At 60.9% G+C, this 13,122-nt stretch carries 11 protein-coding genes; 9 read left to right on the top strand and 2 right to left on the bottom strand.

Features of this window, described 5'->3' with window-relative positions:
* From sucB to HMPREF3148_RS06915, 8 genes are all read left to right on the top strand, one after another.
* Window positions 1-1,022: 2-oxoglutarate dehydrogenase, E2 component, dihydrolipoamide succinyltransferase (gene sucB, locus HMPREF3148_RS06880; protein ID WP_070508919.1), on the top strand; the 1,022-nt coding region annotated here is incomplete at its 5' end.
* A 171-nt stretch (window positions 1,023-1,193) separates the two neighbouring features.
* Window positions 1,194-2,363, top strand: coding sequence for an MFS transporter (locus tag HMPREF3148_RS06885; protein WP_049064016.1), 1,170 nt, complete (start codon window positions 1,194-1,196; stop codon window positions 2,361-2,363).
* Between the two features lie 100 nt (window positions 2,364-2,463).
* Entirely contained in the window at window positions 2,464-5,319 is a 2,856-nt protein-coding gene (gene gcvP / locus HMPREF3148_RS06890; RefSeq protein WP_049192350.1) for an aminomethyl-transferring glycine dehydrogenase, read from the top strand.
* Window positions 5,320-5,322: 3 nt separating this feature from the next.
* On the top strand, window positions 5,323-6,435 hold the full coding sequence (gcvT, locus tag HMPREF3148_RS06895) for a glycine cleavage system aminomethyltransferase GcvT (RefSeq protein WP_049064018.1): 1,113 nt from the start codon (window positions 5,323-5,325) through the stop codon (window positions 6,433-6,435).
* A 106-nt stretch (window positions 6,436-6,541) separates the two neighbouring features.
* Complete coding sequence (gene gcvH / locus HMPREF3148_RS06900; RefSeq protein WP_049064020.1) at window positions 6,542-6,931, top strand: glycine cleavage system protein GcvH; 390 nt, start codon at window positions 6,542-6,544, stop codon at window positions 6,929-6,931.
* A gap of 109 nt (window positions 6,932-7,040) precedes the next feature.
* Window positions 7,041-7,868, top strand: coding sequence for a lipoyl(octanoyl) transferase LipB (gene lipB, locus HMPREF3148_RS06905; protein WP_049064022.1), 828 nt, complete (start codon window positions 7,041-7,043; stop codon window positions 7,866-7,868).
* A gap of 100 nt (window positions 7,869-7,968) precedes the next feature.
* A complete protein-coding gene (gene lipA, locus HMPREF3148_RS06910) occupies window positions 7,969-9,033 on the top strand; it encodes a lipoyl synthase (protein ID WP_049152157.1) in 1,065 nt (354 codons plus the stop codon).
* Window positions 9,034-9,063: 30 nt separating this feature from the next.
* A complete protein-coding gene (locus tag HMPREF3148_RS06915) occupies window positions 9,064-9,846 on the top strand; it encodes a DUF4191 domain-containing protein (RefSeq protein ID WP_049152156.1) in 783 nt (260 codons plus the stop codon).
* Between the two features lie 98 nt (window positions 9,847-9,944).
* On the opposite strand, the gene HMPREF3148_RS06920 is transcribed toward HMPREF3148_RS06915, so the two are convergent.
* Entirely contained in the window at window positions 9,945-10,418 is a 474-nt protein-coding gene (locus tag HMPREF3148_RS06920) for an RDD family protein (protein WP_049064027.1), read from the bottom strand.
* A gap of 151 nt (window positions 10,419-10,569) precedes the next feature.
* Here HMPREF3148_RS06920 and glnA point away from each other — a divergent pair, with 151 nt between their 5' ends.
* Window positions 10,570-12,003 carry a type I glutamate--ammonia ligase gene (glnA, locus tag HMPREF3148_RS06925; protein ID WP_049147237.1) on the top strand — a complete coding sequence of 478 codons (1,434 nt, stop codon included), beginning with the start codon at window positions 10,570-10,572 and terminating at the stop codon, window positions 12,001-12,003.
* 215 nt (window positions 12,004-12,218) lie between these two features.
* Here glnA and HMPREF3148_RS06930 read toward each other — a convergent pair.
* A partial coding sequence (locus tag HMPREF3148_RS06930; RefSeq protein ID WP_210383001.1) for a hypothetical protein occupies window positions 12,219-13,122 on the bottom strand: 904 nt, incomplete at its 5' end.

Genomic DNA, 13,122 nt, shown 5'->3' on the forward strand with positions numbered 1-13,122 from the left:
AGGAGAAGGAAGAGAAGTCCGCACCAGCAGCTTCTAACTCCAAGCCTGCAGTTTCTGAGGGCTCCACCAAGATCAACAACGGCGACGACGTTCCTTACGTCACCCCGCTGGTCCGCAAGCTGGCTGAGAAGCACGGCGTAGATCTCTCCACCGTCTCCGGCACCGGCGTCGGCGGCCGCATCCGCAAGCAGGATGTTCTGGCTGCTGCTGGCGAGGGCGAGGCTCCGGCTTCCGCAAACGCAGGCTCCACCGATCCTCGCGCTCGCTGGTCCACCAAGTCTGTCGACCCAGAAAAGCAGGAGCTCATCGGCACCACGCAGAAGGTCAACCGCATCCGCGAAATCACCGCTGCAAAGATGGTCGAGGCACTGCAGATTTCTGCCCAGCTCACCCACGTCCAGGAAGTCGACATGACCGCCATCTGGGATCTGCGCAAGCAGTCCAAGCAGGCCTTCATCGAAAAGTACGAGGCAAACCTGTCCTTCCTGCCGTTCATCGTTAAGGCAACCGTTGAGGCTCTGGTTTCCCACCCGAACGTCAATGCTTCCTACAACCCTGAGACCAAGGAAATGACCTACCACGCAGACGTCAACGTGGCCATCGCAGTTGATACCCCACGTGGCCTGCTCACCCCGGTCATCCACAAGGCACAGGACCTCACCCTGCCGGAGATTGCCAAGGCAATCGCTGAGCTGGCTGACAAGGCACGCAACAACAAGCTGAAGCCAAACGATCTGACCGGTGCAACCTTCACCGTCACCAACATCGGCTCTGAAGGCGCGCTGCTGGATACCCCAATTCTGGTTCCGCCACAGGCTGGCATCCTCGGCACCGCTGCTATCACCAAGCGTGCGGTTGTCGTGAACGAGAACGGCCAGGATGCAATCGCCATCCGCCAGATGTGCTACCTACCATTCACCTACGACCACCAGGTCGTCGACGGTGCTGACGCAGGCCGCTTCATCACCACCATCAAGGACCGCCTCGAGACCGCTGATTTCGCAGCTGACCTCGACATCTAAGTCCTGATTCCCGCTTAAGGGTCACGGCCCCTTCGCTCCCCCCCACATCTGCTGGGTGCGAAGGGGCCGTAGGTGTTTTCATGACCGCCAGATTCTGCCCGCTAGATTTCGCCCGCTAAGACTTGTCCCCCCAATCTCTAATGTGAGACACGACACTATATACTGTGACGCATGCTGCGTTCAGATTGGTTCCGCGTTGCCTTAGGCATGTTCCTTGTGGCTTTTGGCGCCAATTTCTTCGCGCCCATGGTAGTGGTCTATCAGCTGAAGGCGGGCCTGAGTTTTAGTCAGTCATCGTTCCTCTTCGGTGTCTACGCCCTCGGGCTCATGGTGGCGCTCTTCCTAGGCGGCCCACTATCAGACTCTCTTGGCCGGAAAACCATAATGCGCCCTGCCGTGGGGTGCACGCTGGTTGGCTCGCTGGTGCTGATGCTCGGAAACTCGGGCAGCTTTCTTGTGCTCCTGGTAGGCCGCCTCATCATTGGCGCCGCAGTGGGCCTGGCGATGTCCTCCGGCGCTGCATGGCTCAAGGAGCTAAGCACCTCCGCTGTCACCGGGGCACGCCGCTCCTCTATCTCTCTTTCCCTTGGCTTCTCCCTCGCACCCGGTGTCTGCGGACTGCTCGCCGAATTCGCGCCCGCCCCAACGCTGCTCCCCTTCCTCGCACCAGTCAGCCTAGCTATCCTCATCATTCCATTGGTGTGGACTACTCCAGCCGATCACTGCCCGAGCGCTCAAGCCGCCGCTACCCGCGCTGCCCATCGGGTCTGGGTCCCACGCAGCATATTTAACCGGCGTTTTCTTCCAGTCGCCGTTTATGCGCCGTGGGTATTCGGCACCGCCACCACTGGTTTGGTGTTCATGCCTACATTGCTCAGCGAACATTCCGCGCATCCAGTCCTGCTCACTGGCGCCATCGCTTTCCTGACCATGGGCACCGGCGTCGCCACTCAGCGTCTCGCAGGGCGCTTTCACTTCACCGCGGCTCACGGAATGTTCCTTGCAGCCATCGGCATGGCGTTGTGCTTGCTGCTCGCCACGCAGCGCACTGAAAGCTGGACGCTGTGGCTACTCCCGCTCATCGCCATCGTGATGGGCAGTGCCTATGGCATCACGATGCTCACCGGACTCGCCCAAACTCAATCTTTAGCCGATCCAAAAGAGTTGGGGGCAGCAACGGGGGTGTTCTATTCACTGACTTATCTTGGCTTTTTCGCGCCGTTCATCTTGTCAAGACTGGGTCCAGCAGTGGGCTATTCGGCCACTTTTATGTGTGGTGTTGTCATTGCACTATTAACAACAGTGTGGCTTAGGGAACTCGGTAGGGGTAAACGAGTTTAGGCCACAGCAACAGGCCTTATACTTAATTCCGGTTTAGGCCATGTTTTAGGCATTCACCATGACGTCCTTCACGGAGCTTCTTTCAAAGGAGATTGAACTTATGGATTTCATCTCGCGCCACCTCGGACCAAATTCTTCCGAGCAAGCGACGATGCTCAACGCACTGGGGTACAACAGCGTCGACGCTCTTGTCGACGCTGCCCTGCCCACCACCATCCGCGCCGCATCGGCACCAGCCCTGCCTGATGCGCTGAGCGAAAATGCAGCGCAGGACAAGCTGCGCGAATACGCCAGCCAGAACATCGTGTTGAAGTCCTTCTATGGCCAGGGCTACTCCGATACGCTTACCCCGGCCGTCATCCGCCGCGGCCTGCTGGAGGACGCTGGTTGGTACACCGCTTATACCCCGTACCAGCCGGAGATCTCCCAGGGCCGCCTGGAAGCACTTCTGAACTTCCAGACCATGATCGAATCCCTGACTGGTCTGCCCATCGCCAACGCTTCCCTGCTGGACGAGGCATCCGCCACCGCTGAAGCAGTCGGCCTAATGTCCCGCGCGGTCAAGAAGGGCCGCCGCGTCATCCTGGACTCCCGCCTGCATCCGCAGGTGCTCTCTGTGGCGGCGGAGCGCGCTCGCGCCATCGAACTCGAGGTGGAAATCCTCGATATCCGCGAGGGCCTCGTGGGCGAAGACCTCATCGGCGCCGTCATTGCGTACACCGGCACCGAGGGCGACATTTACGACCCACGCGGTGTCATCGAGGAGCTGCACACCCGCGGCGCAGTAGCCACCATCGTGGCCGATCCGCTCTCCCTCCTCCTTCTGGAGGCACCGGGCAAGCTGGGCGCTGACATCGTCATCGGCTCCACGCAGCGCTTTGGCGTTCCACTGTTCTTCGGTGGCCCGCACGCTGCTTACATGGCTGTCACCGACAAGCTCAAGCGCCAGATGCCTGGCCGCTTGGTCGGCGTTTCCAAGGACACCGAGGGCCGCCCGGCCTACCGCCTGGCCCTGCAGACCCGTGAGCAGCACATCCGCCGTGAACGCGCTACCTCCAACATCTGTACCGCGCAGGCGCTGCTGGCCAACGTAGCGTCCATGTACGCTGTCTACCACGGCCCAGAGGGCCTGAAGAAGATCGCTGAGCGCGTTCACGGGCTCGCCGCTTCCTTCGCCGCTGCCGTAAAGGGCGCAGGCAAGACCCTGGTCGCTGACGAGTTCTTCGACACCGTCACTGTCACCGGCGTCGACGCCGCAGGCATCAAGGCATCCCTTCAACAACAGGGGTACCTCGTGCGCGCTATCGGCTCCGAAAAGATCTCCGTCTCCTTTGGTGAGTCCGCAACGCTTGAGGACGTCGCCAAGCTCGCCGCCGCATTCGGCGCAGAGTCCGCAGACAAGGACAACGCCGAGTCCGCCGTTAATGCCCTGCCTTCCGCGCTCGTCCGCGCCGAGGCTCCGCTGGAGCACGAGATCTTCAACTCCCTCCACTCCGAAACCCAGATGCTTCGCTACCTGCGCACCCTGGCGGACAAGGACCTGGCTCTGGACCGCACCATGATTCCGCTGGGTTCGTGCACCATGAAGCTCAACCCCACTGCCGCCATGGAGCCCATCTCCTGGCCGGAGTTCGCGGGCATCCACCCATACGCACCGGAAGAGACCACCGCAGGCTGGCGCGCCCTCATCGAGGAACTCGAGGGCTGGCTCGCTGAGCTGACCGGGTATGCAAAGGTCTCCATCCAGCCCAACGCTGGTTCCCAGGGTGAGCTGGCCGGCCTGCTGGCCATCCGCCGCTACCACGTTGCCAACGGAGACTCTGGCCGCGACGTCATCCTCATCCCATCTTCCGCACACGGCACCAACGCGGCCTCTGCTACCTTGGCTAACCTGCGGGTGGTCGTCGTTGCTACCGCAGACGATGGCTCCATCGACCTGGCAGACCTGGATGCCAAGATCGAACAGCACGGTGAGCACATCGCCGGCATCATGATCACTTACCCATCCACCCACGGCGTGTTCGACCCCGAGGTCCGCGACGTGTGCGACAAGGTCCACGCTGCTGGCGGCCAGGTCTACATCGACGGCGCAAACATGAACGCTCTGACCGGTTGGGCACGCCCCGGCGAGTTCGGTGGCGATGTCTCCCACCTCAACCTGCACAAGACCTTCACCATCCCGCATGGTGGCGGTGGACCGGGCGTTGGCCCGGTGGGCGTCGCCAAGCACTTGGTGCCCTTCCTACCGACCAACGCCAACGACGCCTCCATCGATCCGGCCCAGCCGACCCCGACCGAGCACGGCGTTCCCTCCACCGCCAGCCAGTACGGCTCCGCCGGCGTGCTGCCGATTTCGTGGGCATACCTGGCCATGGTGGGCTCCGAGGGCGTCGCGCAGGCCACCAGCCACGCAATCCTGGGCGCTAACTACCTGGCTAAGTCCCTGCAGGATTCCTTCCCGGTTCTCTACACCGGCAACGAGGGCCTCGTGGCGCACGAATGTATCTTCGACCTGCGCGACCTGACCGACGCCTCCGGCGTCACCGCGGCCGATGTGGCAAAGCGCCTCGTGGACTACGGCTTCCACGCACCGACCCTGTCCTTCCCGGTGGCTGGCACCCTGATGGTCGAGCCGACCGAGTCCGAGGACTTGGCCGAGCTGGACCGCTTCATCGAGGCTATGCGCTCCATCCGCGCGGAAATCCAGGACATCATCGACGGCAAGGTCGAGTACGAGGCATCCGTCATCCACAACGCTCCGTACACCGCTGCGTCCGTCGCATCCGACGAGTGGAACTACGGCTTTACCCGCCAGGAAGCTGCCTACCCAGTTGCTTCCCTGCGTGCCAACAAGTACTTCCCGCCGGTGCGCCGCATCGACGAGGCTTACGGTGACCGCAACCTCGTGTGCGCCTGCCCGCCACCAGAGGCTTTCGATCTGACTGAAGAGGACTAAACAATGACTGAATTGCTCAACTCCCCGCTGCATGCAGAGCATGAAAAGCTTGGCGCATCCTTTACGGCTTTCGGCCCGTGGAACATGCCGCTGAAGTACGACAACGAATTGGAAGAGCACCGCGCGGTGCGCAACTCCGCTGGCCTATTCGATCTTTCCCACATGGGCGAGATTTGGGTCAACGGTGAAGACGCTGCCAAGTTCTTGTCCTACAGCTTCATCTCCGACCTGACCAACCTCAAGGTGGGCAAGGCAAAGTACTCGATGATCTGTGCCGAAGACGGCGGAATCATCGATGACCTCATCACCTACCGCTTGGACGAGACCAAGTTCCTGGTCGTGCCAAACGCCGGCAACGCCGACGTGGTCTGGGAGACACTCAACGAGCGCGCTGAGGGTTTCGATGTGGACCTCAACAACGAGTCCCGCGACGTCGCCATGATCGCAGTACAGGGCCCGAAGGCGCTGGAGATCCTCGTCCCGCTGGTGGAGGACACCAAGCAGCAGGCAGTGATGAACCTGCCCTACTACGCCGCGATGACCGGCAAGGTGGCCCGCAAGTACGCGTTTATCTGCCGCACCGGCTACACCGGCGAGGACGGCTTCGAGCTCATCGTCTACAACTCCGACGCCCCAGAGCTGTGGCAGGAGCTGCTCAAGGCTGGCGCTGAGTACGACATCCGCCCGTGTGGTCTGGCTGCTCGTGACTCCCTGCGCTTGGAGGCCGGCATGCCGCTCTATGGCAACGAGCTCTCCCGCGACATCACCCCGGTAGAGGCCGGCATGGCGCGTGCTTTTGCCAAGAAGGAAGCCGACTTCGTGGGCGCGGACGTGATGCGTCAGCGTGCCGAAGAGGGTCCACAGGTTGCTATCACCGGTTTGGTCTCTGAGCAGCGCCGCGCTGCCCGTGCCGACTCCGAGGTCTTCGTGGGCGAGACCAAGGTGGGCTCTGTCACCTCCGGTCAGCCTTCCCCGACCCTGGGCCACCCGGTTGCCATTGCTTTGCTGGACACCAGCGCAAACCTGCAGGCTGGCGACGCCGTCGAGGTCGACATCCGGGGCAAGCGCTACCCATTCACCGTCGCAGCACTTCCGTTCTACAAGCGCGAAAAATAATCCGCGCTACCGTCTCAACCGTTAAGATAACTAGGCAAGCACCGAACAGCCGCATGACGCTGTTCGGCCGCGTCTAGGCTTATACCTTTGAAAGGACCCCACCACCATGGCTAACCTTCCTGCAGATTTCTCCTACTCCGAGGACCACGAGTGGATCAACTCCTCCGCTGATGCCGCTACCGGCAATACCGTTCGCGTTGGCATTACCTCCGTGGCTGCGGACCGCCTAGGCGAGGTCGTCTTCGCCGAGCTGCCGGCAGTTGGTGACACCGTCACCGCTGGCGACACCTGTGGCGAGGTCGAGTCCACCAAGTCCGTCTCTGACCTCTACTCCCCAGTAACCGGCACCGTTACCGCCGTCAACGAGGCCGTGCACGATGACTACGCAGTCATCAACAACGACCCATTCGGAGAGGGCTGGCTCTTCGAGGTCGAGGTCTCCGAGACCGGCGAGCTGATGACCGCTGACGAGTACGCTGCCGCAAACGGCGTCTAGTCACAACGCATAAGGCGGGAGGGGATTTCCTCCCGCCTTTTGCATGCCCGACTTTCGGTGGCAGTATGAGTAGCGAATCAGTTCTAAACAACCAAAGGAAGCATCCCGAATGACTGCTCCTCGCGAGCCTTTCTTCCCCGCTGACCGTTCCATCCGCGCGTCTGAAGAGCCCCTGGAAATCCGCCATCTCGGCCGCATGGACTATCAAGAGGCGTGGGACCTGCAAGCCGACTTGGCTGCCAAGCGCGCTGCTGGTGAGCACGGCGATGTCATCTTGGTGGTAGAGCACCCGAACATCTACACCGCGGGCAAGCGCACTCAGCCGGAGGATATGCCGGACAATGGTCTACCCGTCATCACCGTGGACCGCGGCGGGCGCATCACCTGGCACGGCGAGGGCCAGCTGGTGATCTATCCGATCCTCAAGCTGGCAGAGCCAGTCGACGTCGTGGATTACGTTCGCCGCCTCGAAGAGGCCATCATTCAGACCGTGCGCGAACTCGGCGTTGTCACCGCTGGGCGCGTGGACGGCCGCTCAGGTGTGTGGGTGCCATCGACCACTCGTGCTGCCGATCCGCAGGCGCCGACCCGCGACCGCAAGATTGCTGCCCTGGGCATTCGCATCACCCGCGGCGTGACCATGCACGGCCTAGCGCTGAACTGCACCAACACGCTGGAGTACTACGACCACATCGTCGCCTGCGGCATCGACGACGCCGACGTCACCACCTTGAGCTTGGAGCTCGGCCGCGAGGTCACCATGGAGGAGGCTTCCGCACCGCTTCTCGACGCCCTCGAGCGCGCGCTTTCCGGTGAGCTCACCGTCGCAGACCACTCATTCGCCTCGGCACCTGACCCCATCAAAGTGGCGAATGAAAAGGCCCGGCAAAAGCGCCTCGCACAGGCGCAACAGAGCGGCGCAAATAAACCCGAATAAAAAGCGGAATATTCCGCCACACGCCCCACTTGTATTAGTTAGAGACAATTCCGACCCCGTAGAGTGAGTTTTCGTGACTGTTAAGCCTGAAGGACGCAAGATGCTCCGCATTGAGAAGAAGAATGCGGAATCCCCCATCGAACAGAAGCCACGCTGGATCCGCAACCAGGTCCGCACCGGTCCGGGCTACGAGGATATGAAGTCCCGCGTGTCCGGTGCTTCCCTGCACACCGTGTGCCAGGAGGCTGGTTGCCCGAATATCCACGAGTGCTGGGAATCGCGCGAGGCCACCTTCCTCATCGGTGGCGACAAGTGCACCCGTCGGTGCGATTTCTGCGACATCGCCACCGGTAAGCCGGCGGAGTTGGACCGCGACGAGCCGCGCCGCGTTGCAGAAAACATCCAGGAGATGGACCTCAACTACACCACCATCACGGGCGTGACCCGCGACGATCTGCCGGATGAAGGCGCGTGGCTCTACGCCGAGGTCGTGCGCAAGATTCACGAGCTCAACCCGCACACCGGTGTAGAAAACCTGACCCCTGACTTCTCCGGCAAGCCGGACCTTCTGCAGGAGGTCTTCGAGGCTCTCCCTGAGGTCTTCGCCCACAACCTGGAGACCGTGCCGCGCATCTTCAAGCGCATCCGCCCGGCCTTCCGCTACGAGCGTTCCCTCGACGTCATTCGCCAGGCTCACGACTTTGGTCTCATCACCAAGTCCAACCTGATTCTGGGCATGGGCGAGACCAAGGAAGAGATCGAGGAAGCTCTGCGCGACCTGCGCTCTGCTGGCTGCGACATCATCACCATTACCCAGTACCTGCGCCCAGGCCCGCGCTTCCACCCAATCGAGCGCTGGGTACGCCCAGAGGAGTTCGTGGAGCACTCCAAGCTAGCTAAGGAACTCGGCTTCGGCGGCGTCATGTCCGGCCCACTGGTCCGTTCCTCCTACCGCGCTGGCCGCCTGTACGTGCAGGCTATGGAAGCACGCGGCTTCGAGCTTCCGGATAATCTCAAGCACCTCGCTGAGACCTCCCAGGGCGCAACTGCGCAGGAAGCTTCCACGCTGCTTGAGAAGTACGGCCCTTCAGAGGAGACCCCTGTGACCACGCGCATGGCCAAGACCCCGGCTAACGCCAACTCCGCCGCTGCTGCAATTCGGTAATTAGCAGCGCCGACCTTTAAAGTAGGAACCATGGCACAAGACGATAAGGCAAGCCTGAAGGCTGCAAAGAAGCAAGAGCGCGCCGCGAAACGCGAGCACCGCAAGCAAACCCGCTCCCAGATGTGGCAAGCGTTCAACATGCAACGCAAGCAGGACAAGGCGCTGATCCCGATCATGCTCGCCGCTTTCCTCGGAATGGGCCTGCTTTTCTTCCTTATCGGCCTGCTCTTCAACGGCCAGTGGTTCATGCTCATCCTAGGTCTGGGCATCGGCGCCCTGCTCGCGATGTGGCTGTTCACCCGCCGTCTTGAGCGCGACATGTACAAGAAGGTTGAGGATCAGCCAGGTGTGGCTGGCTGGGCTCTGGAGCAGCAGCTGCGCAACACCGTGGGCATCGTCTGGAAGGTCAAGACTGCGGTTGGCGTTACTCGCCACCAGGACCTCATCCACCGTGTTATCGGCAACGCCGGCGTCATCTTCGTCTGCGAGGGTGACCGCAAGCGTCTAACCCCAGTTCTCAACACGCTGAAGAAGCGCGTGGACAAGCTCGCCGGTGGCGTGCCGGTCTACGAGGTCTGGGTTGGCAACGGCGAAGGCGAGGTTCCAGTATCCAAGCTGCGCAATCACGTGATGAAGTTCCCACGTAACTTCAAAAAGGATGAGACCTACGCGAACATCCGCAGGATTGAGGCCATGGATGACCTGCCAGGCACCACCCCGGGTCTGCCGAAGGGACCGATGCCACGCCAGGCGCAAAACATGGCTGGCATGAACCGCCGCTTGCGCCGCGCACAGCAGCGCAAGGGCAAATAAGACTTGTGCAAACCGGCCCTTTCCTTGGAATCCACCAAGGAAAGGGCCGGTTTTTGGTATTTGTAGGAGCCGCTTGGCGACGCCGCAAGATAGAAGAACTAGACCATGATCACTGCGGTGCCGGTTGCGCGGTCGTGGATACCGCGGCCGTCGGTATCGACCATTGCCGCTGGGAAGAGGAAGCCGGTGAGGATGGTGCGCGCTGCCGCGCGCCAGAATCCCACGCGCTCACCGGGGACATCAAGACGCGCCACGCCCATGCCGAGCACCAACATGCCGGGGGTGCGTGCGAAGAGCCAGCCACAGATGATGCCGACGAGGACCCACAGAGCATAGCCCAAGAACGCCGCACCGCCGAGCGCGTCGGTGAACATGATGATCAGGTTGGCTAGCAACATGCACATGATCCAATCGATGAGCACAGCGCCCGCGCGGCGTGCCACCGGCGCCAACGCACCAGCTCCCTTTTCGGGGAGCCCAAGCTTTTCACCAGGCCACTTTCCTGGGCCCGCAAAATCATCATTTTCACCTGGAATCTCGGGCCCATCGAGCCATGTTCGCTTATCCGCCATGCTGACTAATCTAGCGCCCCAGCTGCCACAAGCGAAAACCAAAAAAGTTCTCCCAAAATACCTATTGATCGATGGGCTATCGTCCGAGCGCCAATCAAAATAGGTAAACTCACTAAAAGAACATTTTTCTAAACCCTGAGGAGACAAAACAGTGTCTTTCGAGTCCGTCCAGGAGATCGTCAACTTCATTGAGGCAGAGGACGTAGAGTTCGTCGATATTCGCTTCACCGACGTCCCCGGTACCGAGCACCACTTTTCCATTCCGGCATCTGAATTCACGGTGGAAGCAGCTGAAGAGGGCCTAGCATTCGACGGCTCTTCGATCCGCGGCTTTACCTCCATCGATGAGTCTGATATGACCCTGCTGCCAGACCCAGCAACCGCCATCGTGGACCCATTCCGCTCCTCCAAGACGCTGAACATCAAGTTCTTCGTCAACGATCCTTTCACCTTGGAGCCCTTCTCCCGCGACCCACGCAACGTCGCAATGAAGGCCGAGGAGTATCTCGCCTCCACCGGTATCGCTGACGTTTGTAACTTCGGCGCTGAGGCAGAGTTCTACCTTTTCGACTCCGTGCGCTACTCCACCGACGTGGAGCACGGCTTCTACGAGGTAGACACCGACGAGGGTTGGTGGAACCGCGGCAACGAGGCCGACTTCGATGGCAATCCAAACACCGGCTACAAGACCCGCATTAAGGGTGGTTACTTCCCCACCGCGCCCGTCGATAAGCACGGCGAAATCCGCGACGCAATGGTACGCAACCTGCAGGAGGCAGGATTTACCATCGAGCGTTTCCACCACGAGGTCGGCGGTGGCCAGAACGAGATCAACTACCGCTTCAACTCCCTGCTGCACGCGGCTGATGATATCCAGACCTTCAAGTACATCATCAAAAACACCGCTGCTTTGTACGGCAAGTCCGCAACCTTCATGCCAAAGCCACTGGCTGGCGACAACGGCTCCGGTATGCACGCCCACATGTCTCTGTGGAAGGACGGCAAGCCGCTGTTCTACGATGAGGCAGGCTACGGTGGCCTCTCCGACATCGCTCGTTACTACATCGGCGGTATCCTCCACCACGCACCGGCTGTTTTGGCGTTTACCAACCCAACCCTGAACTCCTACCACCGCCTTGTGCCGGGCTTCGAGGCTCCAATCAACCTCGTTTACTCCCAGCGCAACCGCTCTGCGGCGATCCGCATTCCGATCACCGGCTCCAACCCAAAGGCAAAGCGCATCGAGTTCCGCGCACCGGATCCATCGGGCAACCCATACTTCGGTTTCGCAGCCATGATGATGGCTGGCTTGGACGGCATCAAGAACCGCATCGAGCCGCACGCACCGGTCGACAAAGACCTTTACGAGCTGCCGCCGGCAGAGCAGGCTTCCATCCCGCAGGCACCAACCAGCCTTGAGACTTCCCTGCGCGCTCTGGAGGAGGACAACGAGTTCCTGACCGAGGGCGACGTATTCACTGAGGATCTCATCGAGACCTACCTGCAGTACAAGAACGAAAAGGAAATCGCTCCTTCCCGCCTGCGCCCGACGCCGCTCGAGTTTGAAATGTACTACGACTGCTAAACGCCCTGGGACTTTTACGGTTCTAGCCTGCTGAGATTTGCGAATCTCTAACAAATAGCCCGGCCCCGTGGACTTTCACCGCAAGAGTGTCCACGGGGCCGCATTTTTGTCTATCCACGGACCATTTTCCGTAGTATTCGCCGCCGGCATGACCTGAGCATCACGCCAACTCACGGCCGTTAGACCACGGACCCCAAACAGGGTCTCGTGGCCTCCTATGCAGCCTCTTCGGCGGGCGGCGCGTTGCCCCACGCCAGCCCAATGACATGATCATCAAAGCGCTTCTTGCGAGGACGCCCTCCGCGCGGAGGCGTCGGAGCAAGTTCGGCGTCGCGTCCGCGTTTGAGGTAGCCAATGACTCGAAGCGCGTTCGACGCGGCGACAAGAACGGTCAGAAGCATGGCGAAGCCATCAAAGCCGCGCATGCCGCGCTTCGCTCGATCTCCAAGCCCAAGCGAGACATCGTGCTTGGCACTAGCGTTTCGGGCTTCGATGGCAGCACGGCCGCGCTTGTAGGTGTCGTGCCATTCCTGCGTATAGGCGGCCGGCCCCTGGTGAAGGTGCTTGTTGATGTTGTCCACGCCGCCTTTGTCAAGATAGAGCGGAACGGTGACAGACTTACCAGAACAAGCTTTGCCCAGTTGACGCTCGACAGGAACCTGTTTGACAGACAATGGCAGCGGCGCCCGACCACCAAGGGTTCGTCTTGCCGCCGCCCTCTTAGCCTGTGAGTCGTTCTTGCGAGCTGGACAGGACACCTTGCCCTCTAGAGCCGGGCATGCGAAGCGAATGGAACCATCTTCATTGACTTGCTTCGTCCGCATACGCAGGTTTTCACGCTGGGCAACGAGGCGCTCGAATTGTTCCGCATTGATGTCACCCGCGTCCAGCGCTGCACGTGGGTCCAGAAGCTGCGGCATTGCCTTAATCGCCGGACAGTATGCTTGTCCGTCCACAAATGCAATGCCCTCATACTCGCCCTGGATACCCCGTGCGGCCTGCTTGTTTGGAATGTCACCGAGCAACCTCCAGCCGGCGGCACGCATGGGCCGCTGGTAATGGTCGACCGCGGAGCCTGGCGAGTATGGACCTGACCCCTGTTTGGTAGACACCTGATAT

This window comes from Corynebacterium sp. HMSC05D08, from assembly GCF_001807215.1.
GTDB classification, from domain to species: domain Bacteria; phylum Actinomycetota; class Actinomycetes; order Mycobacteriales; family Mycobacteriaceae; genus Corynebacterium; species Corynebacterium striatum.